At 67.8% G+C, this 26,147-nt stretch carries 27 protein-coding genes; 7 read left to right on the forward strand and 20 right to left on the reverse strand.

The features are described 5' to 3' along the window. The 8 genes from DFLDMN_RS29560 to DFLDMN_RS29595 all read right to left on the reverse strand — a co-directional run bounded on the left by DFLDMN_RS29560 (position 1) and on the right by DFLDMN_RS29595 (position 8,340). On the reverse strand, positions 1-915 hold the full coding sequence (locus DFLDMN_RS29560) for a triphosphoribosyl-dephospho-CoA synthase (protein WP_423199295.1): 915 nt from the start codon (positions 913-915) through the stop codon (positions 1-3). Further along, positions 915-2,573: a malonate decarboxylase subunit alpha gene (gene mdcA / locus DFLDMN_RS29565; RefSeq protein WP_423199296.1), complete on the reverse strand. Its 1,659-nt coding sequence runs from the start codon at positions 2,571-2,573 to the stop codon at positions 915-917. The genes DFLDMN_RS29560 and mdcA overlap by 1 nt, the downstream gene beginning before the upstream one ends. Positions 2,574-2,699: 126 nt before the next feature. After that, entirely contained in the window at positions 2,700-3,611 is a 912-nt protein-coding gene (locus DFLDMN_RS29570; protein WP_423199297.1) for a LysR family transcriptional regulator, read from the reverse strand. An 88-nt stretch (positions 3,612-3,699) separates the two neighbouring features. Further along, positions 3,700-5,040, reverse strand: a complete 1,341-nt coding sequence (locus DFLDMN_RS29575; protein ID WP_423199298.1) for an ATP-binding protein — start codon at positions 5,038-5,040, stop codon at positions 3,700-3,702. Then, on the reverse strand, positions 5,040-5,762 hold the full coding sequence (locus DFLDMN_RS29580; protein ID WP_423199299.1) for a response regulator: 723 nt from the start codon (positions 5,760-5,762) through the stop codon (positions 5,040-5,042). The genes DFLDMN_RS29575 and DFLDMN_RS29580 overlap by 1 nt, the downstream gene beginning before the upstream one ends. A gap of 21 nt (positions 5,763-5,783) precedes the next feature. Beyond that, on the reverse strand, positions 5,784-6,098 hold the full coding sequence (locus DFLDMN_RS29585; RefSeq protein ID WP_423199300.1) for an EF-hand domain-containing protein: 315 nt from the start codon (positions 6,096-6,098) through the stop codon (positions 5,784-5,786). 117 nt (positions 6,099-6,215) lie between these two features. Next, positions 6,216-7,097 carry a hypothetical protein gene (locus DFLDMN_RS29590; RefSeq protein ID WP_423199301.1) on the reverse strand — a complete coding sequence of 294 codons (882 nt, stop codon included), beginning with the start codon at positions 7,095-7,097 and terminating at the stop codon, positions 6,216-6,218. Positions 7,098-7,257: 160 nt separating this feature from the next. Beyond that, the gene (locus DFLDMN_RS29595; RefSeq protein ID WP_423199302.1) at positions 7,258-8,340 is read right to left on the reverse strand and encodes an FUSC family protein; all 1,083 of its coding nucleotides are present in this window, start codon (positions 8,338-8,340) and stop codon (positions 7,258-7,260) included. Between the two features lie 456 nt (positions 8,341-8,796). Here DFLDMN_RS29595 and DFLDMN_RS29600 point away from each other — a divergent pair, with 456 nt between their 5' ends. Together DFLDMN_RS29600 and DFLDMN_RS29605 are read left to right on the forward strand one after the other, a co-directional pair. Beyond that, positions 8,797-10,185 carry an MFS transporter gene (locus DFLDMN_RS29600; protein ID WP_423199303.1) on the forward strand — a complete coding sequence of 463 codons (1,389 nt, stop codon included), beginning with the start codon at positions 8,797-8,799 and terminating at the stop codon, positions 10,183-10,185. Positions 10,186-10,259: 74 nt separating this feature from the next. Next, the gene (locus tag DFLDMN_RS29605) at positions 10,260-11,366 is read left to right on the forward strand and encodes a porin (protein ID WP_423199304.1); all 1,107 of its coding nucleotides are present in this window, start codon (positions 10,260-10,262) and stop codon (positions 11,364-11,366) included. A 10-nt stretch (positions 11,367-11,376) separates the two neighbouring features. On the opposite strand, the gene DFLDMN_RS29610 is transcribed toward DFLDMN_RS29605, so the two are convergent. Continuing rightward, on the reverse strand, positions 11,377-12,309 hold the full coding sequence (locus DFLDMN_RS29610) for a LysR substrate-binding domain-containing protein (protein ID WP_423199305.1): 933 nt from the start codon (positions 12,307-12,309) through the stop codon (positions 11,377-11,379). A 105-nt stretch (positions 12,310-12,414) separates the two neighbouring features. On the opposite strand from DFLDMN_RS29610, the gene pcaH reads away from it, so the two are divergent. The 4 genes from pcaH to pcaD all read left to right on the forward strand — a co-directional run bounded on the left by pcaH (position 12,415) and on the right by pcaD (position 16,410). Further along, positions 12,415-13,125: a protocatechuate 3,4-dioxygenase subunit beta gene (pcaH, locus tag DFLDMN_RS29615; protein WP_423199306.1), complete on the forward strand. Its 711-nt coding sequence runs from the start codon at positions 12,415-12,417 to the stop codon at positions 13,123-13,125. A gap of 3 nt (positions 13,126-13,128) precedes the next feature. Continuing rightward, positions 13,129-13,698 carry a protocatechuate 3,4-dioxygenase subunit alpha gene (pcaG, locus tag DFLDMN_RS29620; RefSeq protein WP_423199307.1) on the forward strand — a complete coding sequence of 190 codons (570 nt, stop codon included), beginning with the start codon at positions 13,129-13,131 and terminating at the stop codon, positions 13,696-13,698. Between the two features lie 116 nt (positions 13,699-13,814). Continuing rightward, positions 13,815-15,221, forward strand: coding sequence for a 3-carboxy-cis,cis-muconate cycloisomerase (locus DFLDMN_RS29625; RefSeq protein WP_423199308.1), 1,407 nt, complete (start codon positions 13,815-13,817; stop codon positions 15,219-15,221). A gap of 1 nt (position 15,222) precedes the next feature. Further along, positions 15,223-16,410, forward strand: a complete 1,188-nt coding sequence (pcaD, locus tag DFLDMN_RS29630; protein WP_423199309.1) for a 3-oxoadipate enol-lactonase — start codon at positions 15,223-15,225, stop codon at positions 16,408-16,410. A gap of 2 nt (positions 16,411-16,412) precedes the next feature. Here the strand turns inward: pcaD and DFLDMN_RS29635 are convergent, their stop codons facing one another. Beyond that, positions 16,413-17,306: a helix-turn-helix domain-containing protein gene (locus DFLDMN_RS29635; RefSeq protein WP_423199310.1), complete on the reverse strand. Its 894-nt coding sequence runs from the start codon at positions 17,304-17,306 to the stop codon at positions 16,413-16,415. 147 nt (positions 17,307-17,453) lie between these two features. Here DFLDMN_RS29635 and pobA point away from each other — a divergent pair, with 147 nt between their 5' ends. After that, positions 17,454-18,623 carry a 4-hydroxybenzoate 3-monooxygenase gene (gene pobA, locus DFLDMN_RS29640; RefSeq protein WP_423199311.1) on the forward strand — a complete coding sequence of 390 codons (1,170 nt, stop codon included), beginning with the start codon at positions 17,454-17,456 and terminating at the stop codon, positions 18,621-18,623. A 21-nt stretch (positions 18,624-18,644) separates the two neighbouring features. Here the strand turns inward: pobA and DFLDMN_RS29645 are convergent, their stop codons facing one another. Genes DFLDMN_RS29645 through DFLDMN_RS29690 form a run of 10 tightly spaced genes read right to left on the reverse strand, consistent with a single transcriptional unit; the run spans position 18,645 to position 26,131 of the window. Then, positions 18,645-19,718, reverse strand: coding sequence for a cytochrome c-type biogenesis protein CcmH (locus DFLDMN_RS29645; protein ID WP_423199312.1), 1,074 nt, complete (start codon positions 19,716-19,718; stop codon positions 18,645-18,647). Beyond that, the gene (locus DFLDMN_RS29650) at positions 19,711-20,250 is read right to left on the reverse strand and encodes a DsbE family thiol:disulfide interchange protein (RefSeq protein WP_423199313.1); all 540 of its coding nucleotides are present in this window, start codon (positions 20,248-20,250) and stop codon (positions 19,711-19,713) included. Before DFLDMN_RS29650 ends, DFLDMN_RS29645 begins: the two co-directional genes overlap by 8 nt. Next, a complete protein-coding gene (locus DFLDMN_RS29655; RefSeq protein ID WP_423199314.1) occupies positions 20,247-22,319 on the reverse strand; it encodes a heme lyase CcmF/NrfE family subunit in 2,073 nt (690 codons plus the stop codon). The genes DFLDMN_RS29650 and DFLDMN_RS29655 overlap by 4 nt, the downstream gene beginning before the upstream one ends. Beyond that, positions 22,316-22,774 (reverse strand): cytochrome c maturation protein CcmE, encoded by a 459-nt coding sequence (gene ccmE / locus DFLDMN_RS29660; RefSeq protein ID WP_423199315.1) that lies wholly within the window; start codon positions 22,772-22,774, stop codon positions 22,316-22,318. Before ccmE ends, DFLDMN_RS29655 begins: the two co-directional genes overlap by 4 nt. Next, positions 22,771-22,932, reverse strand: coding sequence for a heme exporter protein CcmD (locus DFLDMN_RS29665; RefSeq protein ID WP_423199316.1), 162 nt, complete (start codon positions 22,930-22,932; stop codon positions 22,771-22,773). The genes ccmE and DFLDMN_RS29665 overlap by 4 nt, the downstream gene beginning before the upstream one ends. A 28-nt stretch (positions 22,933-22,960) precedes the next feature. Continuing rightward, positions 22,961-23,725 carry a heme ABC transporter permease gene (locus DFLDMN_RS29670; protein ID WP_423199317.1) on the reverse strand — a complete coding sequence of 255 codons (765 nt, stop codon included), beginning with the start codon at positions 23,723-23,725 and terminating at the stop codon, positions 22,961-22,963. A 1-nt stretch (position 23,726) separates the two neighbouring features. Continuing rightward, positions 23,727-24,407 (reverse strand): heme exporter protein CcmB, encoded by a 681-nt coding sequence (gene ccmB / locus DFLDMN_RS29675; protein ID WP_423199318.1) that lies wholly within the window; start codon positions 24,405-24,407, stop codon positions 23,727-23,729. Continuing rightward, the gene (gene ccmA, locus DFLDMN_RS29680) at positions 24,404-25,027 is read right to left on the reverse strand and encodes a cytochrome c biogenesis heme-transporting ATPase CcmA (RefSeq protein ID WP_423199319.1); all 624 of its coding nucleotides are present in this window, start codon (positions 25,025-25,027) and stop codon (positions 24,404-24,406) included. Before ccmA ends, ccmB begins: the two co-directional genes overlap by 4 nt. Positions 25,028-25,037: 10 nt before the next feature. Beyond that, on the reverse strand, positions 25,038-25,628 hold the full coding sequence (locus tag DFLDMN_RS29685; protein ID WP_423199320.1) for a NapC/NirT family cytochrome c: 591 nt from the start codon (positions 25,626-25,628) through the stop codon (positions 25,038-25,040). Positions 25,629-25,642: 14 nt separating this feature from the next. Next, positions 25,643-26,131, reverse strand: coding sequence for a nitrate reductase cytochrome c-type subunit (locus DFLDMN_RS29690; RefSeq protein WP_423200614.1), 489 nt, complete (start codon positions 26,129-26,131; stop codon positions 25,643-25,645). Positions 26,132-26,147: the final 16 nt, after the last annotated feature.

Genomic DNA, 26,147 nt, shown 5'->3' on the forward strand with positions numbered 1-26,147 from the left:
TCAATCTCCTTGGATGTCCGCGCGTGCCACGAGGCCGGGCAGGCGATCAAGAAACAGGGTGGCCGCCAGCAGGTCCGCCGCGCCGCCGGGCGACGCGCGCCGTGCCAGCATGCCCGCTTCGAGCGCGCGCAGACGCCGGCGCCCGCCGAGCGTGCCGACCCCGCCGGCGGCGAGCACCGCGGCCGCACCGTGCTGCATCTGCGCCAGCCCCTCGCGGCCCGCACGGGCCAGCACACAGGTGTCGTCGAGCGTCGCCATGATCGCGAGCAACGCATTCACGCGCGCGCTCGGTTCGGCATCGCCACGCGCGCGGCATGCGTGCAAGGTGGGCAGGCCATGCCGCACCACATGCGGAAATCCCGCCTCGGCCTGCCCGCGCGCACCACTGACGCCGTAGATCAGGCATGCCATCTCGCCCTTGTGACCGGTTTGCGACGGCCGCGCGCGGTCGGGATGCGCCGCAATGGCGCCAGCCAGTTGCGCCAGCGTCAGGGCATCGGTGCCGGGGGCCGCCAATGCGGCCGCGCCACTCAGCAGACCCAGGCACCAGATGGCACCGCGATGCGTATTCACGCCACCGGTGGCCCGCAGCATCGCCGCCTCGGCGTCGCGGCCGAGCGCACCGAGCGTTTCACGCAACGCCTGGTCCGGGCCACCTGCCGCGAGCCCTGCCGCGGCCATGGCGGCGAAAGCTGGACGCAGGCTTGCCGCGGACAGCTGCATCAGCGCCAGGGTCAGATCCGTATGGGCACCGCTGCCGCGCGCATCCACCAGGCCCGGCTTGGGCGACAACGTAGCCTCGTCATGCAATGCCTGTGCCGCGAGATCGCCGATCGTCAGCGCGCGAGCCGGCACGGGGATGGCACCGGCGCAGTCGACAGGCCTGGCGCGAGGCAGGCTACCGTGGCGCATCATTACCAGCTCCTGAAGCGTGCGGGCGGTTCATAGAGACCGCCCGACCATTCGACGAGGTCGGCCATGCTCTTGGCCGCCAGCAGCGAGCGCGTGGCGTCGCCGCGATGCACGCCGAGGTCCTCGGGCAAGGCGATCAGGCCATCGCTGCGCATCTTGCGCGTGGTGGCGGGATCGTGCCGCAGGCCGATCGGCGTGACGCCGGCGACCGCGGCGATCATCGCGCGCCGCTCCTCGAGCGAGCGCGCCTTGTAGAGATAGGCGATGCCTTCCTCGGTCAGCACATGTGTGACGTCGTCGCCGTAGATCATCACCGGCGCCAGCGGCATGCCGCTGTCCTTGGCCACCTGCACCGCGTCCATCGACTCGACGAAGGTGGGCTTGCCGCCGGCCTGAAAGGTCTCCACCATCTGCACCACGAGCTTGCGGCCGCGCGCGAGCGGATCGTCGGTTTCGATCAGGTCCAGCCACGCGGGCGTGGCATGACGGCGGCCGCCGGGGTTATGGCCCATGTTGGGCGCGCCGCCAAACCCGGACAGACGCCCGCGCGTCACCGTCGAAGAATGACCGTCACCGTCGATCTGCAGCGTGGAGCCGATAAAGAGGTCCACCGCGTATTGCCCCGCCAGCTGGCAGAACGCGCGATTGGAGCGCATCGAGCCATCCGCGCCGGTAAAGAACACGTCGGGCCGCGCGGCCACGTAGTTCTCCATGCCAAGCTCGCTGCCAAAGCTGTGCACGCTCTCGACCCAGCCGGTCTCGATGGCGGGAATCAGCGTCGGATGCGGATTGAGCGTCCAGTACTTGCAGATCTTGCCCTTGAGGCCGAGCTTCTCGCCATAGGTCGGCAGGATCAGCTCGATGGCCGCGGTATTGAAGCCGATGCCATGGTTGAGCGATTGCACCTGGTGGCGCTCGTAGATGCCACGGATGGCCATCATCGCCATCAGCACGTGCACCGGCTTGATCAGGCGGGGGTCACGCGTGAACAGCGGCTCGCAGAAGAACGGCTTGTCGGCCTGCACCACGTAGTCGATCCAGGAGCCGGGCACGTCCACGCGCGGCAGGTCGGCCGGATCGTCGACGATCTCGTTGACCTGCGCGATCACGATGCCGTCGCGGAACGCGGCCGCCTCGACCAGCGCAGGGGTATCCTCGGTACTCGCACCGCTGTAGAGATTGCCGTCGCGATCGGCCTTGTAGCCCGCGATCAGCACCATCTGTGGCGTCAGGTCGACATACAGGCGCGAATACAGTTCGATATAGGTATGGATCGCGCCGACCTCGAGCAGGCCGTCTTCGAGGAACTGCGAGATCCGCAGGCTTTGCGTGCCGGCAAAGGCAAAGTCGAGCTTGCGGGCGATGCCACGCTCGAACAGGTCGAGGTGCTCCACCCGGCTGACGCTCGGGATGATCATATGGAGGTCGTGCACCCGCGCCGGGTCCACTTCCGCCAGCGAGCGCGACAGGAAGTCGGCCTGCTTCTGGTTGTTGCCTTCCAGCACCACGCGGTCGCCCGGCGCCGTCACGGCCTCGAGGAAGGCCACGATATCGGCGGTCGGCACCACCTTGCCGTCCGCGATGCGGGCTCCTAGCGCCTGCCGGCGGCGCTTCTCCGCGCGGCGGGTATCCCATTGTCGATTCGAGCTTGGCGTTGGCATCGCTTCTCCGTCTGCATCGCTGCTGTCGATGCTCCAAATGTCGATGCCTCAACCATACGCACGCGGTGCCAGGCGAACAATGACGCACGGCGTCAAATCGTTACGCTGGCTGAAAGCGTGGCGGCGCTAGCGCCCCTGCATCGCCATGCGGCACACGGCCGCCAGCGCCAGCAGGTTGGGGTCGCGCTCGCGCCGGCGCAGGAAGCTCAGGCCGATGGTCTGCTTCATGTCGAATTCCGCCGTCAGCGGGATCAGCGCGACGTTACGCGCGGCCACGTCGCGCACCCGCCCCGGCAGCAGGGTATAGCCGATACCGCCGCCCACGAGGTTCATCAGCGAGAAGATGTCGCCCACCTTCATCACCACATTGGGGGTGAAATCCGCGATGCGGAACGCCTCCATAAAGCCGCTGGAGGTCACAAAGCCCTCGCCGAGCGAGACAAAGGGCTCGTCGCGGCACAGCCGCAGGTCGACCGCGTCCATGCGCGCATAGCCCGAATCGGCCGGGGCGGCAAAGAAGATATCGTCCTCGAACAGTGGAATCGACTCGATTTCCGGGTCCGGCTCCGGCATGCCGGTCAGCGCCGCATCGATCGCGCCCTGGCGCAGCTTGTAGATCAGGTCGGCGTTGGAGCCCAGCACCAGCTCCGCCTGCAGCTCGGGACGCCGCGTCTTGATGCCGATGACCACCTGCGGCACCGTGCGGATCGTCAGCGAATAGAGCGAGCCGATCTTGAGATGGTCGGCCGAGTATCCCGCCGCCTCGCGCGTGACGCGAATGCCGTCGGCCATGGTCTTGAGCACGTCGCGCGCCACGTCGGCCAGCACGTGCGCGGCCTCCGTCGGCAACAGATTGCGGCCCTCGTGGCGAAACAGCGCGCAACGCATGCCCTCCTCGAGCGAATGGAGCGCACGGTGGACGCTCACGGTACTGATGTCGAGTGCCTCGGCGGCCTTGGCCAGGTTGCCCGTCTCCATAAAGGCGAGCAGCGCCTCGAGCTTGCGAAAGGTGATTTCTTCACTGATGCGGGTTGGCATGTTGGGCACGATGGGAATGTATCGAAACGATATGACTCGCCACGATGATAGCGGGTCGGTCGGCGGCCAGCCCGGCCGGCCTTGCCGGTCACGCCCCCGCGGTGGCGACGCGCGCGGGGGCCGGCAGTGCCACCACCGCTTCCAGTCCGCCGCCGTCACGCGGCCGGAAACGCAGCGAGCCGCCGTGCAGCCGCGCGATGCGATCGACGATGGCCAGGCCCAGGCCCGTACCGCCCGAGTGGCCGCGAGCATTGCCGCCGCGGCTGAACGGCGCTTTCAATTGCTCGAGTTCGGCGGCCTGGATGCTGTTGCCGCGATCGCCGACCGCGACATAGGCCATCCCGTCCTCGATCCAGGTGCGCACGGCCAGGCCGGTCTTGCCGTAGACGATGGCGTTCTGCATCAGGTTCATCAGCAGCCGCATCAGGCTGATCGGGCGGAAGGCCACCGGCGGCAACGGACCGAGGTCGAGTTCGAATTCGTGGCCAAGCCCGGCAAAGTCGGCGGCCAGCTGACTCACCAGGGCATTCAGATCGCCGGGCTGTGGCAGCTCGCGTTCACCGCTGCCGGCATAGTCCATGAACTGCTGCAGGATGGTGTCGATCTGGTCGAGATAGCCATCGGTCGCCGCCACGAAGGTGTCGTCGGTGCCACGCGGCAGGGACATCGCCATGGCCAGCCGCAGCTTGGTGAGCGGGGTGCGGATATCGTGTGAGATGCCGGCCAGCATCAGCGCGCGTGTCGCTTCCGCCTGCTGCAGGCTCCGCAGCATCTGGTTGAAGGCGCTGCTGACCTGGGCGATTTCGGTGGGACCATCGGTCGGCAGCGGCGGTGGCGACTGTCCGGCGCAGAGATCGCGCGCGGCATTGGCCAGATGTTGCAGCGGCCGGTTGATGTGCCGCTGCAGCAGGAACCCCGTCAGCGCCGCCAGCAGTGCCAGCCCAAGCGACAGCAGCAGCGTGGTGGTAATGCCGGTGGCATGCGCGTCCGCGGTCATCGGCAACGCCAGCCACTGCCGCTCGCCGGCCACGCGGACGTGGATCCATAGACGCTCGACATCGGTGGTCTGCCAGCGCGGCGCCATCTCCGCCGGCAACTGCTGGCGCAGCGCGTGCAGGAACGCGTCGCGCTGCCAGGTGCCGAAGGCATTGCGCCAGCTGGTCGCGCGCCCCGTGAAGGTGTCGGCAGGTGCCTGCGCTTGTGCGCCGAGCCTGGCGGCCATGGCGCGCCCTTCGCCGGCCGGCATGCTGCCCAGCACGGCATCGAGGGTCCGCACGTAGTCGGCAAAGATGGTGGCGGCGCGTTCGATGCGGGGCCGCTGCACGTAATGCAGCAACACCGTCAGCGAACAGGCCTGCGTCAATGCGACCAGCGCCACCAGCAGCGCGATGTTGCGTGCCAGCAGCGAGCGCGGCAGCAGGCGCGCCATCACGCACCTGCCGTGGCCACCGCGGCTACCAGCATGTAGCCCTGGCCCCATACCGTCTTGACGAAGCGTGGCTTGGAAGGATCCTCTTCGATGATCTGGCGCAGCCGCAGAATCTGCACGTCGATGCTGCGATCGAGCGCGCCGTGTTCCTTGCCCCGTGCGCGGGCCAGCAGATTCTCGCGGCTGACGGGACGGTTCGGCGAAGAACCGAGCGCATGCAACAACAGCATCTGCGCCGAATGCATCTCCACGGGCTCGCCCCGCCGCGTCAGGGTCTGCTTGCCCACATCGAATTCGAACTCGCCAAAGCGCAGCATCTGCGTGGTGACGGTGGGATCGCCGGCCGCCATTTTCTGCCGCCGCAGCAGCGCACGGATGCGCGCTACCAGTTCATCGGGCAGGAACGGCTTGGCGAGATAGTCGTCGGCGCCGGTCTCGAGGCCAAGCACGCGATCGACGGGATCGCCCTTGGCCGTGAGCATCAGGATCGGCAGTGTCTGCCCCTCGGCACGCAGGCGCCGGCATACCGTGAGACCGTCCTCGGGCTCCATCATCAGGTCGAGTACGAGCAGATCATAGGGCTCTCGCTGCAGGTAGCGGTCGAGCTGCCTGCCGTCCGCCACGGTACGTACCTGGAAGCCGTGCCCGGTGAGGAACCGCTGCAGCATGTTGCGCAGTTCGGCTTCGTCGTCGAGCACGATTATCTTGTTCCTCTGCTCCATGCGCGCCTCCCGTGGCCGGCATCAGCGGTTCATCATCTGCTTCGCCATGAACGCCTCGATCTGTGGCAGCGTGACATAGCCGGCGCGCTGCGTGTCGATTTCATCGAAATGCCGCGCGACTCCAGGCATGCCGGCCTGGGCCTGCGCGCGCGTCAGCTTGCCGTCGCGCGTGGTATTCGCACTGGCAAAGCGCGCCTGCAGTTGCTGTTCCGCGCGCGCCATCCGCGCGCCGCCGGCCATGCCTGGCGCACCGGTTGCGCCGGTTGCCGCCGCGGTCTGCGCAAAAGCGCCTGCGGAAACAATACACAAGAAAAGTGCTGCAATCATCTGCTTCATGATGAACTCCGTGGTGTAGCCGACGCTCGCCGGCAAGGTAGAGAGAAACGATCGAAGTGCGGGTGGGCCACGGGAGCGTTTCGCGCCGTCCCAGGCCCGGTATTCAGGGCGCGGAATTCAAGCCCAATGCGCGGGAACATAGACCCGACCGATCCAGTGGGCCGGCACCCATACCGCCACGCGCGCCGGCGGCACGGCGTAGACCGCGCGCGGCGGCGGCGGCGCGACATAGACCACCCTCGGCGGAGGCGGGGCCACGTAGACCGGCGGCCGCGGCGCGGCGGGGGCGTAGACGGTGACCGGTGGCAGTACGTACGGCGTGGCCGGCGGCGGAGGCGGCGGCACCACTACCGCGGGCGCGGCAACCGCGACCGTGGCGACGCCGGCGGTCACCGTCGTGCCGGTATGCACCACGGTGGCAGCGCCGCCCGTCGTTACCACGCCGGCGGACACGCTGGTCGCGCTGCCGCCATGGACCACCGTACCTCCGCCCGAGCCGGTCACGGCGCCATCGCGGTAGCAGGTATTGCCGGCGCAGCTGGTCGCGGCCGAGTGCTGATAAGTGTTGCCGTTGCCGGTGGTCACGGTGCCATTCGATGCATACTGACCCGGCGCGGCGCGCGTCACGCTGCCCGAGGTGGTGGCCGAGCGGCCATCGGAACCGGTCAGGTCACCGCTATGCGAGCAGGTGCCGTTGGCACAGTTGGTGCTGCCGTCGTGTTGTACCTGGCGCCCATTCGGGCCGGTGGCGGTGCCGCTGTTGGAAAACTGTCCCGGCGCGGTGCGCGTCACCGTGCCGGTGTTGGTGCCGACGCCGCCGTAGGGCCCGATCGCGCCGCCGGCATGCGAGCAGCTGCCACCGCCGCACGACGCATAACGTGCGCCGTTGTAGGTGCCATGCGGGGTATAGGCAGTGCCGTGGCTGGTCCAGCTGGCAAAGGCGGGCGTGCTCGCAATGATCAGCGTCGCGGCGGCGGAGAGGAGGGTAAGCGGCTTCATGTCGGGTCCTTTCGGTCTGGGGCACGCACCGTGGCGTGGCAACGGACCGAACTATAGGAGCCGGTCCGGCATCCCCAAACCCGAAAGACATGTCACGGCGTTACACGCCCGTGCAGTGACATCGGGCGACATGATTTCCCGCTGGCCTGCGCCAGAAGCCTCAGCGATCCAGCGATTTGGTCTCGCGTGCTACCTCGGCCGGCGCTGCCCGTAACGGAAACAGCAGCAGCGCCGCCGCAATCCCGAGCGCACCGCCCAGCAAGGTCTGCCAGATGCGCGCCGTCAGCACCGCAATGGAGTGCTCGCCGCCCACGGCGAGCGTCACCACCAGCGTGAATGCAAACGCGCCGCACGCCACGTCATACCGCTCCGGCAATGCCATCGCATAAATGATCATCGCCACCGAGGCCGCGCACCAGATCAGCAGCGGCGCGTGGGCGGCCAGCGGCAGGCAGAGCAAGCCGAGCGGCACACCGACCAGCGTGCCGAGCATGCGCTGCCGACCGCGCGTCAGCGTCCCGGCCGCGGTGCCCGCCACCACATAGACGCAAGCGGTCACCCCCCATTCGGACGCGATCAGGCCAAACGCATGGTTGAGCGCCACCACCAGCAGCGAGGCCGTCGCCGCCTGCAGGCCCATGACGAACTCCGCGGTGCCGAAGCGCGGGCGTGCCGGCGGCGCGAGCGGCGGCGGCAATGCGGGCCGCTCCGCCGGGCCGCTGAGAATGCGCGGCACCGTCGAGGACACGACGGCAATCAGCAACGCGATGCCAATGGCCGGCAGGTGCGCAGGACCGAGGTTGCTCGTGTAAGCCAGCAGTTGGCCGATGTAGAACTGTGAACCGACGCCACCGCCCAGGATGCCGAAGCGCTTGAGATAGCCAACCAGGAACGCGCCGACGACGAACAGCCACTCGCCGCCGCCGTGCTGGCCGAGCAGCGGCGACAGCCCCGCCATGAATGCGGCTCCGGCCGCCGCGGCCAGGCAGAGCGCCGCGAGGTCGCGCGTCGACGCGTAGCGATCGGTGCGCGCTTCCGAAACACTGGCCCAGAGCGCGAAGCCGGCGGCCAGCGTCACCAGCGATGTGCCTGTCGGCAGGCTCACATGGATGTCATGAAGTGCCCCGAGCGCGGCGGCAATGCCGTACGCCGTGACCAGGCGCAGCCCCTTGATGCGGCGATGGGTGCCGGGATCGATCCGGTCGAGCCATGCTTCGAGGATGAGGAATGCGCGATACACCATGGACACGATCGGGCAGGCAGGGAAGCGATGAGGTCGATGGACGGCAGAGGCCATCGGGATGCACGTGGCGACGACAGACGATACACCGCGCGGACGCACCTGTCCCATCCAAGCAATGCTATGGCGATGTGGGTCGCCCTAACCATGACATTTGGCACGTAATACATGAAATTTCGCTATTCAGACGTATCGCATCGCGCGGCGGGGAGTGCAATATGACCGGGATGTGCGGGTCGCCGCGAAAATATGCCGGGCGGCGCGCAGATGCCGGCAATTTCATGGCGGCATTGGTGACTTGCACGCACACCTGCGGGGAGCACGGACGCACGCAATGGACCGGGTTATCCCGAATTCGACCCCCACCACCGGCCTCCTACTATTCGGTTCTCAATAAGAACGCGAGTTCGTATCACGAACATATCGAGCGTCACCTGAAACCCTCTCGTGGAGAGAAACGTGCCCCTTGCCAACGCTCACAACGAATCCGGCGCCGTCGACGTAGTCGACGTACAAGCGCTGATCGATTCCCAACCCTTTACGCCGTATCAGTGGCTGATCCTCTGCCTCTGTTTCCTTATCGTTGCCGTCGACGGCTTCGACACCGCCGCCATCGGCTATATCGCGCCCGCGCTCGTGCAGGAGTGGGGCATCCAGAAATCGGAGCTGGGCCCCGTGCTCAGCGCCGCGCTGTTCGGCCTCGCCTTCGGGGCGATCTTTGCCGGCCCGATGGCCGATCGCGTCGGCCGCAAGCGCGTGCTGATCGTCTCCGTCTTCTTCTTCGGCATCTGCAGCCTGGCCACGGCGTTTGCGCCGACGCTCGGCTGGCTGACCGCGCTGCGCTTCCTGACCGGCCTCGGCTTGGGCGCCGCCATGCCGAACGCGATCACGCTGACCTCGGAGTTCGCGCCCGAACGTCGCCGTGCCGTGCTCGTGAACACCATGTTCTGCGGCTTTCCGCTCGGCTCGGCATGCGGCGGCTTTATCGCTGCCGCGCTGATTCCGCATTACGGCTGGCATAGCGTGCTGCTGCTCGGCGGCGTGCTGCCGATCGTGCTGGCCTTCCTGCTGATCGCGTTCCTGCCGGAGTCGGTGCGCTACATGGTGATGCGCAACTATCCCGCCGCGCAGATCGGCAAGGTCTTGCGGCGTGTCGTCGGTGTCGCGGCGCAGGCGTCCAGGTACGTCATCAGCGAGCGCGCACCCGCCACGCGCTCGCCGGTCGGCACGGTGCTCGCGCCCGGCTATCGCCTCGGCTCGGTCATGCTCTGGTGCACCTATTTCATGGGCCTGGTGATCTTCTACCTGCTGACCAGCTGGATGCCGACGCTGATGAAGGATGCCGGCTTCACGATCGAGCGCGCCTCGTTCCTGACCGCGCTGTTCCCGCTCGGTGGCGGCATCGGCACCATCGTCGCGGGCTGGTTCATGGATCGCTTCAATCCCAACAAGGTGGTGGCGATCGCCTACGCGTTGACCGGCGTGCTGATCTATACCGTCGGCCACGGCACCGGCAACCAGCTCGCGCTCGGGCTGCTGATCTTCATGGCCGGCACCACCATGAACGGCGCGCAGTCGTCGATGCCAACGCTGGCTGCGGCGTTCTACCCGACGCAAGGCCGCGCCACCGGTGTGGCATGGATGCTCGGCATCGGCCGCTTCGGCGGCATCACCGGTGCGCTGCTCGGCGCCGAACTGCTGCGCATGAAACTGGGCTTCGATGCCATCTTCGGCCTGCTCGCGATCCCGGCTTTCCTGGCAGCGACCGCGCTCGTCATCAAGCACCTCGGCGTGAAATCGACCGCGCCGTCAGGCACGGACAACAGCAAGGCATTCGTGTCGCACTGAAGCGGCACGTCATACCAGCGGCCGCCGGCGTCCGTTCCCCAAGCCGGCCTACAAAAAACATCGGAGGAGGCATCATGAGTATTCGCCAGATCCCTGGCGTGTGCGCGCTCGCGTGCGCACTGGCGGCACCCGCGGTCACCCATGCCCAGAGCAATGTCACGCTGTACGGCGTGGTCGATACCGGCCTCGCCTATGTGAACGGGGTCGGCCCGCAGCGGCATTCGGAAACCTTCATGCCGAACCTGGCCGGCACCGTGCCGTCGCGCTGGGGTCTGCGCGGCGCCGAGGATCTCGGCGGCGGCCTCAAGGCGGTCTTCACGCTGGAGTCCGGCTTTGCGCCGGATACCGGCGTCGCGGGCCAGGGCGGCCGCATGTTCGGGCGCCAGGCACTGGTCGGATTGTCGTCGGCCAACTGGGGTCAGATAAGCGTGGGCCGCCAGTACACCATGCTGTTCTGGGCCATGCTGGAACCCGACATGCTCGGGCCCAACGTGTTCGGCTCCGGATCGTTCGACGCCTACCTGCCCAATGCGCGCGCCGACAATGCCATCGCCTACAAGGGCAAGTTCGGTGGCCTGACCGTTGGCGCGACGTACAGCTTCGGCCGCGACGCGGTCAACGCCAACAGCCCCTCGGGCACCAATTGCGCGGGCGAGAATCCGGCCGACAAGCGCGCCTGCCGCGAATGGTCGGCGTTGCTCCAGTACAGCACCGACACGTGGAGCGTGGCCGCGGCCTACGATTCGCAGCGCGGCGGCCCCGGCGCGTTCGGCGGGCTGACCAGCAGCTCGCTCAAGGACGACCGGCTCTCGCTCAATGGCTACTTCCTCGTCAACGGTACCAAGATCGGTGGTGGCTGGCTGCGACGCGACAACGAAGGCAGCGCCACGCCGATCAGCGACCTGTATTACGTGGGCGCGTCGGTACCCGTCACCGGTCGGTTCAGCGTCGACGGCGAAACGTTTTTCCAGCGCTTCCACAACAGCGCCAACAAGGCCTGGATGTTTGCCGCACGCGGCACCTACGCCTTTACCAAGCGCACTTCCGTCTATGGCACGGCAGGCTACATCACGAATGGCGGCAACCTGACGCTATCGGTGAACAGTGGCTCGAGCGGTACCGCCACCAACCCCGGTGGCAACCAGTTCGGCGTCATGGTCGGCGTCAAGCATATCTTCTGACCCGGTCCGTCTAGCCGCCATGCGCCGCGCCACGAATGCAGTTCGCCAACGCTTCCGTCATCGGCGTGAGCGCACGGTCCTTGTGGCGCAGCAGGCCGACCGGTTCCTCGGTTCCGGCGGTCTCGACCGGCAGCACGGCCAGCTCTCCGGCCTCTACGGCACGTCGGGCGGCGGAGAGCGGCGCCATCCACACGCTGTCGCTTTGCTGCGCCAGCAGCCGGCCCAGATACGCGTCGGAAGTCTCGATGCAGTTGTCCGGCAGACGCAGGCCGTGACGCGCGAGCAGGCTTTCGGTGTTATGACGCGGGATCGAACCCACGGCGGCGATCACGAGCGGCCACGCCAGACAGTCAAGCGGGGTGGGCCGCGCCTGCGCGGTCAACGGATGGTCGATGCGCACGGCGAGCACGAGCGGGTCGGGTCCCAGGGACTCGAACCACAGGCTCTCCATCACCGCCGGATCGTCCATGCGGCCGATCACGAGGTCCACCACATTCGCCTTCAGCTGATCGATCAGATTGCGGTTCATGCCGGTCTGCACCGCCACCCCGACTTCCGGGTGCGCGGCGCGAAAACGCAGCAGCGCGTCGGTCAGCAGGGCCGGCACGATGCTCGGCAGCGCACCCAGGCGAATGCGCTCCTGCGTGCGCACATCCTCGCCGAGCAAGCTGCCGGCCGCGGCATCGACGTCTGCCAGGATGCGCAGCGCGTGGCGCAGGAAACGCGTACCCGCCGTGGTGAGCTCGGTGCCCGAGCGATGGCGCACCAGCAGGCGTGCCCCCGCGAGCTCGTCGAGCTCGCTCAGCGTCTTGGACACGGCGGGCTGGGTCAGCCCGAGCCGGTCCGCCGCGCGCCCGACGTGCTGCGTCTGCGAGACCGCGACGAAGCAGTAGAGGTGACGCAGGCGAATGCGGTTGCGGAAAACTTCCTGCGACCTTTCCATTTCTAAAATTCATCGAAATTTCCGGAAAGCTCAATTTACATGAATTCCTGCCCACACTAAAGTGACGTAACTTCGCTGCAACCAGACCACCCCCGGAGACCCCACATGTCCCGCATCATTGCCCCCGCGCAATATCGGCGCCCCTATTGGGACACCCAGCCCGACTATCGCTTCGACCCGTATGCTTCCACGCAGACGCGCGCGCCCGCACAGCCGCTGGTGCGCATTCCCCAGTCGCTTTCCGAAGTCACCGGGCCGACCTTCGGCGCCGAATTCGTGCGCGAAGGCGATAACGACCTGACCGCCGGCAACGGCGGCGCGCCGATCGGCGAACGCATTCTCGTCACCGGCCGCGTACTCGACGAGAACGGCCGCCCGGTGCCGCATGCGCTGATCGAACTGTGGCAGGCCAACGCCGCCGGCCGCTACCTGCACAAGCGCGACCAGCACGATGCTCCGCTCGACCCGCACTTTTCGGGCGAAGGCCGCACCATCACCGATGCCAACGGCCGCTATCAGTTCAGGACCATCAAGCCGGGCGCTTACCCCTGGCGCAACCATCACAACGCCTGGCGTCCGCAACATATCCACTTCTCGCTGTTCGGCAACGCGTATGCCACGCGGCTGGTCACGCAGATGTACTTTCCCGGCGATCCGCTGCTCGCGTTCGACCCGATCTACAACTGCACGCCTGACGAGAAGGCACGCCAGCGCCTGGTGGCCGCCTTCGACTGGGAAACCACGCAGCCCGAATATGCGCTGGGCTATCGTTTCGATATCGTGCTGCGCGGCCGCGATGCCACGCCGATGGAGTAAGACATGCTGTACGCCACCGCATCCCAGACCGTTGGTCCCTACCTGCATATCGGCCTGACCGGCCTCAACTGCGCCGACCTGACCGCCGAAGCGCCCGCTCTGGCCGCACAGCGCATCGTCATCGAAGGCCGCGTGACCGATGGCAACGGTGCGCCCGTCATCGACGGCATGGTCGAAATCTGGCAAGCCAATCCGGCCGGCCGCTATCGCCACGCCGACGACACGCGCGAAGCGCTGCCGCTGACGCCGGGCTTTACCGGCTTTGGCCGCGTACCAACCGGCGACGATGGCACGTTCCGCTTCGTCACGGTCAAGCCGGGCACCGTGCCGGGCGCGGACGGCAAGCCGCAGGCTCCGCATATCGTCATGTCGGTCTTTACACGCGGCCTTGTCAGGCATGTCAGCACACGGCTGTATTTTCCGGACGAAGCGGCAGCCAACGCCGCCGACGGCGTGCTGGCATTGGTGCCCGCGGAACGGCGTGGCACCCTGATCGCAACGCAGGCCAACGGCGCGTTGCGGTTCGACGTGGTGCTCCAGGGTCCCGGCGAAACCGTGTTCTTCGACATCTGAATGCCGGCCAGGCCCGCGCCTGCTCGTGCGCCGTTACCTGTCAGGCACGGCAGTTGACGACTGCTGTCGGCCGGTAGCCATGCACGGGCGCCGTGGGCCTGCCACGGCTCTCTGCCATGCCCACATCCTCCCGCCTGACCGACCCGATGTTCGGCAGCCCTGCCGTGCTCGAGGTGTTTTCCGACACCGGCACCGTGCAGCGCATGCTCGCGGTGGAAGCCGCGCTGGCACGCGCGCAGGCCCATGCCAGCGTCATTCCGCCGCAGGCCGCACGCATCATCACCGAGACCTGTGCCGATGACACCGTCATCGATCGCGATGCGCTCGCGCAAGCGGCCGTCGCGGCCGGCAATCTCGCCATCCCGTTCGTCAGGCAGCTGACCGCCGCGGTCACCGCGCGCGATGCCGAGGCCGGACGCTTCGTGCACTGGGGCGCCACCAGCCAGGACATCATCGATACCGCGCTGGTGCTGCAACTGCGCGACGCGCTGCCGCTGCTGCGGGCGGATCTCGTCGCCCTCGGCAACGCCTGCGCGGCGCTGGCCGCACGCCATCGCGACACGCCCATGGTGGCGCGCACCTGGATGCAGCATGCGCTGCCAGCCACGTTCGGCCTCAAGGCCGCGGGCTGGCTCGATGCGCTGCGACGCGACCTGCCGCGGTTGGAGGGCGCGCGCGTCGAGGCCGGCACCGTGCAGCTTGGCGGCGCCGCCGGCACGCTCGCCAGCCTCGGTGCCGCCGCGCCGAAGGTGCTCGCGCAACTGGCCACGGAACTACAGCTGCTGGCCCCGGCCTTGCCCTGGCATACGCACCGTGACCGGCTCGCGCAGGTGGCAACCGCGCTCGGCCTGCTGACCGGCACGCTGGGCAAGATGGCGCGCGATATCTCACTGCTGATGCAGACCGAAGTCGCCGAAGTCGCGGAGCCGGGCGGCCCCGGCCGCGGTGGCTCCAGCACCATGCCGCACAAGCGCAACCCGGTCGGCTGTGCCGCGGTGCTGACCGTCGCCGTACGCGTGCCGCCGCTGGTCTCGACGCTGCTCGCCGGCATGGTGCAGGAACACGAGCGTGCGCTCGGCGGCTGGCAAGCCGAATGGGATACGTTGCCGCAGATCGTCACGCTGGCGGCCGGTGCGCTGCGCCAGATGCGCGACGTGGTGACGGGCCTGCAGGTGGATGCCGCACGCATGCGCGCCAATCTCGATCTCACGCAGGGGCTGATTCTCGGCGAGGCCGCCATGCTGGCGCTGGGCGACCGCATCGGACGGCTACCCGCGCATCATCTCGTCGAGCAGGCGTCGCGCGCCGCGGTGGCGCGTGGCACGACGCTGCGCGAAGCCCTGGCTCATACGCTGGCGCAAGATCCCGCGCACGCAAACCTGCTCGATCCGTCCGCGCTCGACCGGCTGTCGGATCCCGCGCACTACGTGGGACAATCGGCGGCATTCGCCGATGCCGCGGTGCAGGCATGGCAGCACGCGCTGGCGACGTCCCCCCATACGGTAGCCCCCACTGGAGACTGAATTGCCCTACCTCGATCATGCCGGTGCCCGGTTGTTCTACACCGTCGATGGCCCGGACCACGCGCCCGCCATCGTCTTCTCGAACTCACTCGGTACCGACCACACCATGTGGCAGCCGCAAGCCGCCGCCCTCGCGGGCCGCTTCCGTGTGGTGCGCTACGACACGCGTGGCCATGGCCGCTCGTCGGCACCCGGCGATGCCTTTACGGTGGAACAACTCGGGCGCGACGTGCTCGCGATTCTCGACGCGCTCGATATCGACCGCGCCGTGTTCTGCGGGCTGTCGATGGGCGGCACCACCGGCCAATGGCTCGGCATCCACGCGCCCGACCGCTTTACGCGCATCGTGCTGGCCAATACGGCCGCCAGGATCGGCACCGCGGAGGGCTGGAATGCCCGCATCGAAAGCGTGCTGCGCGACGGCATGGCGCAGATGGTGGCGCCTTCCGTGCAGCGCTGGTTCCGCCCCACCTTCGTCGCTACCGCGGAACAGGCCATCGCGCCGCTGCGCGCAGTACTGGCCGGACTCGATCCGCGCGGCTATGCGGCCAACTGCGCCGCGGTACGCGACGCTGATTTTCGCGACACCGTCAAGGCGATCCCGGTGCCGGTGCTGGTAATTGCCGGTAGCGACGATCCGTCCACCACGGCCGCCGAAGGCCGTGCCCTGGCCGACGCCATTCCCGATGCGCGCTATGTGGAACTGCCCGCCGCGCATATCTCGAGCTTCGAACAGCCGGGCCGCTTTACCAGTGCGCTGGTGGACTTTATCGCCGGCCGGCTGCCGGTCACCGACGATCACGCGCGCTATGACGCCGGCCTGGCGGTGCGTCGCGATGTGCTGGGCAGCGCCCACGTCGACCGCTCGCTGCAGCGCCTGACGCCGTTCAACGAGCCGTTCCAGAACTTCATCACGCGCTACGCATGGGGTGAGATCTGGACGCGCGAGGGGCTGCCGCGCCATACGCGCAGCCTGCTGACCATCGCCATGATGGTGGCACTCAACCGCGCCGAGGAGCTGAAGCTGCATCTGCGCGCGGCCGCCAACAACGGCGTCACGCGCGACGAGATCCAGGAAGTGCTGATGCAGGCGGCGATCTATTGCGGCGTACCGGCCGCCAACTCGGCCTTCCATATGGCCGAGGAAGTGTTTGCCGCGCTCGACGCGGCACGTCCGCCGCAGGCCTGACCCTACGCCTGCCGGGTGGCGAACGCCGGCAGGCGCGCACGCCCCGACTGCCGGAACGCGGTCGGAGTCTGGCCGACCTGCCGCGCAAAGAAGCGCGAGAAATACGCGGCATCGGCGAACCCGAGCGACAGCGCGATGTGCTTGATCTCGAGGTCGCTGAACAACAGGTCTCGCTGCGCCTGCGCCATCACGCGCGCATGAATCAGTTGCAAGGCCGAATGGCCGGTCAGCTGGCGGCAGATGCGATTGAGCTGCGTCGGCGTGATGCCAACCCTGGCGGCATAGCTGCCGACGTCGTTCTGCTCGCGATAGTCGGCTTCCAGCAGTTGCTGGAATTGCTGGAAGTGCCGCGCCGGGCGGCTGCTGGCACGTGCCGCCGCAGGCGCCACGGCATCGGCACGCCGTGCGATGCCGATCAGGATCACCGTCAACAACGCGGACATCGAGGCACCGCGCCAGGCGGAGACAGTTTCCATTTCCGCACGAAACAGCAACAGCGCCTCGGCCAGGCTTTCGCTGCGCCGCACACGGTCGTGACGGGCCTGCTCGAACAACGCCACCGCATCGGGCACCCCTGCCAGCAGCGTGCGCATATGGCTTTCCGTCATGGTCACGACGATGCCATCGGTATCGGGCGTGAAGACAAACCCATGCACATGGCGCGGTGGCATGGTCACCAGCGAGCCGCCGCGCAGGCGCTGGCGCCCGCCATCCATCAAGGCTTCGCCGCCACCCGCGTGAATGTACAGAATCTGCACAAAGCGCTCGTGCAAGTGCGGCTGGATCTCCCACCCGTGTAGTTTGCTGCGCTGCGCGATGGATTCGAAATGCACCTGATTCTGCAGGGGTTCCGCGGAGCTGGTGCCGTACAGCGAGTAGGTCGGAACGCGCATCATCGGCGTTTGTCCGGGTGGCGGCAATGTTCGGATTTTCCTGTTTATGGTTCGCTCTGTCTATTCCGTGGCGGACCCTGCTGCCGCTATCGTTCCGTCATCGCGTTGCTTGCGACGATGCGACTTAAAACAACATAGCGGAGACAAACCATGCGCACCCCCGTCGTCATCATCGGCGCCGGCCCGGCCGGCCTGCTGCTCGGCCAGTTGCTGAGCCGTGCGGGCATCGACAATATCCTCCTCGAACGACGCAGCCCGGACCATGTGCTGGGCCGCATTCGGGCCGGCATTCTCGAGGCCGTCACGGTCGAGGCGCTCGAACGCGCAGGCGTGGCCGCGCGCCTGCGCGCTGAAGGCCTGCCCCACCACGGCATCGAACTGTCCTACGCTGGCGAGCGCCACCGCATCGACCTGCAGGCACTGAGCGGACGCCACGTCGTGGTGTACGGCCAGACCGAAGTGACGCGCGATCTCATGGCCGCGCGGCACGCCGACGGCACTCCCACGGTCTACGAGGCCGAAGGCGTCAGCCTGCACGATTGCGACGGCAGCGCGCCGATGGTGCGGTATCGCAAGGATGGCGTCACGCACGAGATCGCCTGCGACTACATTGCGGGCTGCGACGGCTATCACGGCGTCAGCCGCGCGAGCGTACCGGCAAGCGCCACGCGGTTGTTCGAGCGCGTCTATCCGTTCGGCTGGCTCGGGGTACTGGCGGAAACGCCGCCGGTCGCCGATGAGCTGATCTACGCCAGTCACGCGCGCGGCTTTGCGCTGTGCAGCATGCGTTCGCGTACGCGCAGCCGCTACTACGTGCAGGTGCCGTCAAGCGAGAACGTCGACGACTGGTCGGATGCGCGCTTCTGGGACGAACTACGCAGCCGGCTCGATCCGCATGCGGCACAGACGCTGGTCACCGGCCCGTCCATCGAGAAAAGCATTGCGCCGCTGCGCAGCTTCGTGTGCGAACCGATGCGGTTCGGCCGGCTGTTCCTGGCCGGCGATGCCGCCCATATCGTGCCGCCCACCGGGGCCAAGGGGCTCAATCTCGCGGCCAGCGATGTGCTCTATCTCTCCGAAGGCCTGATCGCGCAGTGCCGCCACGGCAACGCCAGCCTGCTCGATGCCTATTCGGAGCGTTGCCTGCGGCGCGTGTGGAAAGCCGAACGGTTCTCGTGGTGGATGACCTCGCTGTTGCATCGCTTCCCCGACGCCGATGCCTTTTCGGCGCGCATCCAGCAGACCGAACTCGAATATCTGATGAGCTCCGAGGCCGCGTGCCGTGCGCTGGCGGAGAACTACGTAGGCCTGCCGCATTGAATGGCGCCGCGGCCGGCGCGCTTATCTGACGTGCTCGCGTGCCGCCGCGAGGTTGGCGGCGACACGTTTGGCCGTCTCGGAATCCGCGGGCAACAGGCGATAGAGCCGTTGCCAGTACCCGACGGCGGCGCGCAGGTCGCCGCGCTCCGCGGCGGCGGTGCCGGCAAGCGCGAGCGCCTTGGGTTCGTCGGGATCGAGGGCGAGAGCGTGCGTCACCTGCGCCAACGGTGCGCCTTCCAGCGAGCCGCCGGACGCACTGGCCAGCGCGTCCGCATAGTCGGCGCGCAACGCCGCGGCATCGGGCACGAGCGCGACCGCGCGCGCGTATGCGGCAGCGGCGTCGTCGAAGCGCTCCAGCGCGCCGTACGAGCGCGCCAGCATGTACCAGCCGCCGGCGTCGTCGGGCGCGTCCCGCAGACGCATCGCCAGACGCGCAACCATGGCTTCGATCTGTGTCGCATCGACGGGATGGCTCGCATCGCCCGCGGCGACGGTGGTGTCGCGCCAGGCGGCAACGGTCATTTCCGGCCGGCCCAGATGCAGGTAGATCAGCATCGCCGCCAACGGTATCGTCCCCAGCGACACGGCAATGATCCATGTGCCAAGGCGCGACGCCGAAGCAGGGATGGGCACCGTGGTCGGTGTGGCCGGTGTGGTCGATGTGGTCGGCGTTGCCGCCGCCGCCATGGCCTCGGTACCCCCGCGCGACGCCCCCGCCATGGCCGGCCGACGACGGCGATGCCACCACCATCCGACGCTTCCTCCCACCAGCAGGAACGGCCCGAACCACAGCAACCATGTCTCGGGTCGCATCGGCGGTTCGTACAGGACGAAATCGCCGTAGCGCCCCACCAGGTAATTCTTGACCGCCTGCTCGCTTGCACCGTGGCGCAACTGCTCGCGGATCTGCGCGCGCAGTGCCACCGCGAGATCCGCATCGGAGTCCGCGAGAGTCTGGTTCTGGCACACCAGGCAGCGCAATTGCTCTGCCAGGCGGTGCACGCGGGCGTCCAGATCCGCGACCGGCGCCGCCCACGCGCCGCACGCGATGGCCAGCATCAGCGCAACCCCAGCGTGCCGCAGTGCCTTACCCACGGCCCGGCTCCCGGGCAAGGCGACGCAGCAATGGATCAATCTGCTGCTCCAGTACCTGCTCCGTCACTGGCCCGACATGGCGGTAGCGGACCATGCCGTTGGCATCGATCACGTAGGTCTCCGGCACCCCGTACACGCCGAGATCGATACCGGCCCGACCATCGGCATCGCGCAGCGATGCCACATAGGGATCGCCCAGTTTGCGCAGCCAGTCGCGCGCGGCCGCTGCTTCGTCCTTGTAATTGAGTCCGTACACCGGCACCGGCGAGCGTGCGGCAAAGTCCATCAGCACAGGATGCTCGACGCGGCAGGCCGTGCACCACGATGCCCACACATTCAGGATCCAGATCCCGCCGTGCATGTCGCGGGCCGAAAGCGCGTGCTCGCCGGGCGCCAATACGGGCAGCAAGAATGCCGGCACCGGCTTGCCGACCAGCGCCGACGGCAACTCGCGCGGATCGCGCCGCAACCCTGCGGCCAGCGCGGCGGCCAGGGCCAGAAACAGGACCAGCGGCAGTACGAAGCGGGTCATGCCAGCGGCTCCTTGCTGGCCGGCAACGGCAGCGCTGGCGGGTGGTCGGGCATGCGCGACGGATGAGCCGTGGCTGTCTCGCCGGCCGGATAAGCGTGCATGCGCCGCTCGTCCCGGCGCGGGGCATAACGATAGCGACGGTCCCACATCGCCGTGAGCCCGCCCAGCGCCATCAGCACGCAGCCGCCCCAGATCCAGTTGACGAACGGCTTTACATGGAGTCGCACCGCCCACACACCATCCGGCAGTCCCTCGCCGATGGCGACATAGAGATCGCGCGCAAAGCCGCTATCGATGGCCGCCTCGGTGGTCGGCATTGCCTGGCTGCGATAGACACGCCGCTCGGGCAACAGGGTGGCCACGAGGCGTCCATCGCGCTGCACCGTCACCATGGCGCGGAACGCCTCGAAATTCGGACCGCGCACCGGCGCCACCGCCTCGAGGCGGAATGTATAGGCCCCTAGTTCGGCGGCGCTGCCCACCCGCATCGGCAGTTCGCGCGTGGACTCCTGGCTCTTCACCAGGGTCGCCCCGGCGATAAAAACGCCCACGCCGACATGCGCCAGCAGCATGCCGTAATAGCCCGCCGGCAACCGGCGCAGTGCGGCATGCCACGTGCCCTGCGCGCGAAGGCGGCCAGCAAGGCTGGCGATGGCGCTCGCCACGCACCAGCATGCGAGCCAGAGCCCCAGTCCGGTCAATGCCGACCCATTGCGCAGCAGGAGCAGCAGAGCTACCGCGACCAGCAGGCTTGCCATGGCTGCCCAACGCAGGCGCATGAGCAGCCCTGGCAGGCGCGCGTGCCGCCACTGCGCCAGCGGCGCCATCCCCATCAGCAATACCGCCGGCGCCATCAATGGCACGAAGACTTCCTCGAAGTACGCGGGACCGACCGAGATCTTCCCCAGGCCCAGCACATCGAGGACGAGCGGATACAGCGTACCGAGCAGCACGGTGGCGGCCGCCGAGGCCAGCAGGACATTGTTGGCGAGCAGGAAGGTTTCCCGCGAAACGGCGCCGAATGGCATCCGCGCCGGAACTTGTTCCGACAGTTGTCCCGATAGCCGTGGCGCCCGCCACGCATAAAGCGCAAGCGCGCCGCCGGTCACCAGGCCGAGCAGCGCGAGGATAAAAATGCCGCGCCGCGGATCTACCGCAAACGCATGGACCGAGGTCAGCACGCCCGAGCGCACGAGGAAGGTGCCGAGCAGGCTCAGCGAGAAGGTGACGATGGCCAGCAGCGCCGTCCATGCCCGTGCCACGCCGCGCTTCTCCGTCATCGCCAGCGTATGCATCAGCGCCGTGCCGGCGAGCCACGGCATCAGCGACGCATTCTCCACCGGGTCCCAGAACCACCAGCCACCCCAGCCCAGTTCGTAATACGCCCAGGCACTGCCCAGCATGATGCCGATCGTCAGGCAGCTCCATGCGAGCGTGGTCCAGGGCCGGGCCTGGCGCGCCCAGGCGGCGTCGAGCTGTCCGCCCATCAACCCCGCCAGCGCATAGGCAAACACCACGGCAAAGCCGACGTAGCCCATGTAGAGCAGGGGAGGATGCAGCACCATGCCGGGATCCTGCAGCAGCGGATTGAGGTCCCGCCCCTCCATCGCCGGCGGCAGCAGACGCAGGAACGGATTGGATGTGAACAGCAGGAACAGCAGAAAGCCGACGCCGATCGCACCGAGCACCGCCAGCACCCGCGCCCGCACGACGCGCGGCTGGCCGCGGCTGAAGCACACCACCGCGAGCGTCCATAGCGACAGCATCAGCGTCCATAGCAGCATGGACCCTTCATGGCCACCCCATACCGCCGCCACGCGATAGGCCAGCGGCAGCGCACTGTTGGAGTTGGCCGCCACATACCGCACGCTGAAGTCGTTATCGACGAACGCCCAGGTCAGCGTGCCGTACGCCGCGATCACCAGCAGGGCGTGGCCGACGGCAACCGGTGCGGCGGTCGCGATCAGGGCCGTATCGTTGCGAAGCGTGCCCAGGATCGGCAGCAGCGCCTGCATCAGCGCCACGCAAAGCGCCAGGATCAGGGCGAAGTGACCGAGCTCGACGATCATCGCGCCATCCCCGCCGGCATCGCTTCGGCACGCTGGCCGGCCTGCCGCAACGCATGCGCGGCGTCCGGCGGCATGTAGTTCTCATCATGCCTGGCGAGTACCTCGCTCGCCTGGAAACTGCCGTCCTGCTGCAGACGGCCACGCGCCACCACCCCTTTGCCTTCGCGGAACAGGTCAGGCAACAGGCCGCGGTAGACCACTGGCACCTCGCGCGCGCTGTCGGTAACGACGAAGCGGATCGTCATGCCGTCCCCTTCCCGCCGCACCGAGCCTGGAGCCACCAGCCCTCCGAGCCGAAACGCGCGCGCGGTGGGCGCCTCGTGCGTGGCCACCTGCGTAGGGCTGAAGAAGAAGACGAGGTTGCCGCGAAAGGCATTGAGTACGAGCGCTGTCGCCACACCGCCGCAGACCATTGCGGACAGCAGCAGGGCCAGCCGACGCTGGCGTGTCGTCATGAATGCCGGTCCGCGGCCGTCGCCGCCACCCGTCTGGCCGCGCGGGCGCGGCGCGCCAGCAGCGCGACTTCCACCCCGAGCAACGCGAGGGAGACCGCCAGCGCACCGGTCAGATAACCGAGGTGCCCCGACCACTGCCACAGCGTGGATGCACTCATGTTCTGCTCCTTTCGGTTCCGCTGGTCTTCAGTTTCCCAGCCGCGGCTCGGCGCGCTCGCGCATGATGCAACGGACGCGCACCAGCGCCACGGCGATCGTGTACGACCAGCAGGCCAGCGTCATCAGCAACAGGCCCGCCAGCATGGTGGCATCGATCGACGGCGCCGCGGTCAGGCGGATGGTGGCGCCCTGGTGCAGCGTGTTCCACCATTGCACCGAGAAATAGATGATCGGAATATTGACGACGCCCACCAGCACCAGCACCGCGCAGGCGCGCTCCGCGCGACGCGCGTCGTCGATCGCGTTTTCCAGCGCCAGGTAGCCCAGATAGAGGAAGAGCAGGATCAGCTCCGAGGTCAGGCGCGCATCCCACACCCACCATGTGCCCCAGGTGGGCTTGCCCCACCATGCCCCCGTCCACAATGCGATGAAGGTAAAGAGTGCCCCGGTCGGCGCCAGTGCCGATGCCATCATCGACGACAGCCGCGTATGCCAGACCAGCGCAAACACGGCGTAGCCGGCCATCACCAGATAGATGAACATCGACATCCACGCCGCCGGCACATGCAGGAAGAGGATGCGATAGACCTCGCCCTGCTGGGCATCGGTCGGGGCCACGACAAGGCCGACATGCAGTCCGGCGACGAACAACAGCATGGCCGCGCCGGCGAACCACGGTGTCAACCGGCGCGCCAGCGGATCGAAGCGGGCCGGCGAGGCAAAGGCCAGCCAGCGCGCACGCGTCCCGGTCGACGCCGATATCGAGCCCCGCAGGTGGCTGGGTTGCGCCATGCTATGACTCCGTTGCGATACGCAGCCCCGTGGCGGCAGCCAGCGGGCACAGGAATAGCGCCAGCGCCAGGCATGCACCCAGCAGCGAGAGTTGCGGCGTCACGTCGAGACCCGCGTCCGCCGCCGCGCCGACACTCGTGCCGAACACCAGCACGGGCACGCAGAGCGGCAGGACCAGGATGCACAGCAGCACCGCGCCACCGCGTACGCCGAGCGTGAGCGCCGCACCCACGGCCCCAATCAGGCTCAGCACCGGCGTGCCGAGCAACAGCGAAGCGGTCAGCATCAGCGTGGCCGCGGCAGGGAGTTGGTACTGCTGCGCCAGCACGGGCGTCAGCACCAGCAACGGGAGGCCGCTGGCGAGCCAATGCGCGCAGATCTTGGCCAGCACGAGCCACGGCAGCGGCAAGGGCGACAGCAGCAGCGGTTCGAGTGCGCCATCAACGGATTCCTGCGCGAACAGCCGCGTCAACGACAACATCGAGGCGAGCAGTGCCGCCACCCACAGGATGCCGGGGGCCAAGGCCCGCAATTGCCCCGGCTCCGGTCCGATCGCCAGTGGAAAGAGGCTGACGACGATGACGAAGAACAGCAGCGTGCCGGCGAGGCTACCGCGCCGGCGCCAGTGCAGCGACAGGTCGTGGCGCAGCGTGGCGCCGAACGCGCGTGCGAGCGGGCTCATGCCGCATCTCCAAGGCGCAGCGAGAGCGGTATGCCGCCGCCCGGCGGCAGCGGCGCATGGGTGGCGATCACGGCCATGCCACCGCTCGCGCAGTGCGCCGCGAGCCGCCGCAGGAAGGTTGCTGTCGCGCTGGCGTCGAGCGAGGCAAGCGGCTCGTCGAGCAGCCACAGCCGGCGCGGTATCAGGCCGAGCCTGGCCAGCGCCACGCGGCGCTGTTGTCCCTCCGACAGCATCCTGGCCGGCACATCGGCTACGCGGCCCAGTCCCGCGTCTTCGAGCACGGCACGCGCCTGCGCCGCCGTCGCGCGCATGCCGGCCAGTTGTCCGGCATACACGAGGTGTTCCGTCGCACTGAGATCGGCAGCCATGCCGGCAGCATGACCGACATATCCAAGCGCCTGGCAATATCCCGCATGCCCCGCGCCGACTGGCTGGCCCTGCCACTCCAGCGCGCCGGCCGCGGGCCGCAGCAGGCCCGCGAGCACGCGCAGCAGGGTGGTCTTGCCGCTGCCGTTGGGCCCGACCACAGCCATCACCTGTCCCGGCGCGAGCGACAGATCGATGCCGCGGAACACGACGTGACCGGAGCGGGTGACGGCGAGCTGGCGGGCGGCGAGCATCGAACGGCCCCTATTCCGCGCCTGCGGCCTTCGACACATCGGGCAACCGGTGCGCGATGCCCTTGTGGCAGTCGATGCAGGTCTTTTCCTTGTTGGCCAGATAGGTCGAGTGCGCTGTCTGCGCCCGCGGACTCTGCCGCGTGAAATCCATCGATTGGTAGTCGTGGCAATTGCGGCATTCGAGCGAGTCGTTGGCCTTGAAGCGCGCCCACTCATGCTGCGCCAGTTCCAGCCGGTGCGCCTGGAACTTCTCGCGCGTGTCGATGGTGCCGAACACCTTGCCCCACACTTCCTTCGACGCCTGCATCTTGCGCGCCATCTTGTCGGTCCAGTTATGTGGCACATGGCAATCGGAACACTTCGCGCGCACACCGGTGCGGTTGGTGAAGTGGATGGTGCCCTGCAACTCCTGGTAGACGTTGTCGCGCATCTCGTGGCAACCGGTGCAGAAGGTCTCGGTGTTGGTGAACTCGAGCGCGGTGTTGAATGCGCCCCAGAACAGCACGCCGGCGATAAAGCCGCCCAGCGTCAGGAAACCCAGGCTGAAGTAGGCGCTGGGCCGGTTGATGGTGCGCCAGTAGCGCTTGATCAGGTCCACCATGGCGCGTCCGTCCGCTAGTTCTTGCCGGCGTTCTTGCCGGTGTTCTTGCCGCCGGGGCTCGCGGCGGGTCGCTTCAGCAGCGTCTCCACATCCGTGAACGTGTTGTTCACCAGCGGCCTGGCGTCAGTCTGCGGCACATGACATTGCGTGCAGAAGTAGCGGCGTGGCGACACGTCGGCCAGCACGTTGTTATTGCGGTCCATGTAGTGGGTGATGCTGACCGGAATCGCCTGCGTTTCCTCGGTGCGCGTGCGCGCGTGGCAGAACATGCAGCGGTTGAAATCCTTGTCGACCTGGTAGCCGTCGATCTTGTGCGGAATGGTCGGCGGCTGCATGGTGTAGTTGCGCGTGCGCCGCACATCCTTGTTCTCGGTCGGGAACAGTAGCGGCGGCCGGGTCTCGTTGGCGATCGGCGTCGAACCGCGCATGGGATCGACCAGCCCCTGTGCCTGGGCCTGGGCCAGCGCGGCCAGCACGACCAGGCCGATCGCCAGCACGCTCATGACACCTCGCCGGATA

This window comes from Cupriavidus sp. H19C3 (genome assembly GCF_049393815.1).
Classification (GTDB): domain Bacteria; phylum Pseudomonadota; class Gammaproteobacteria; order Burkholderiales; family Burkholderiaceae; genus Cupriavidus.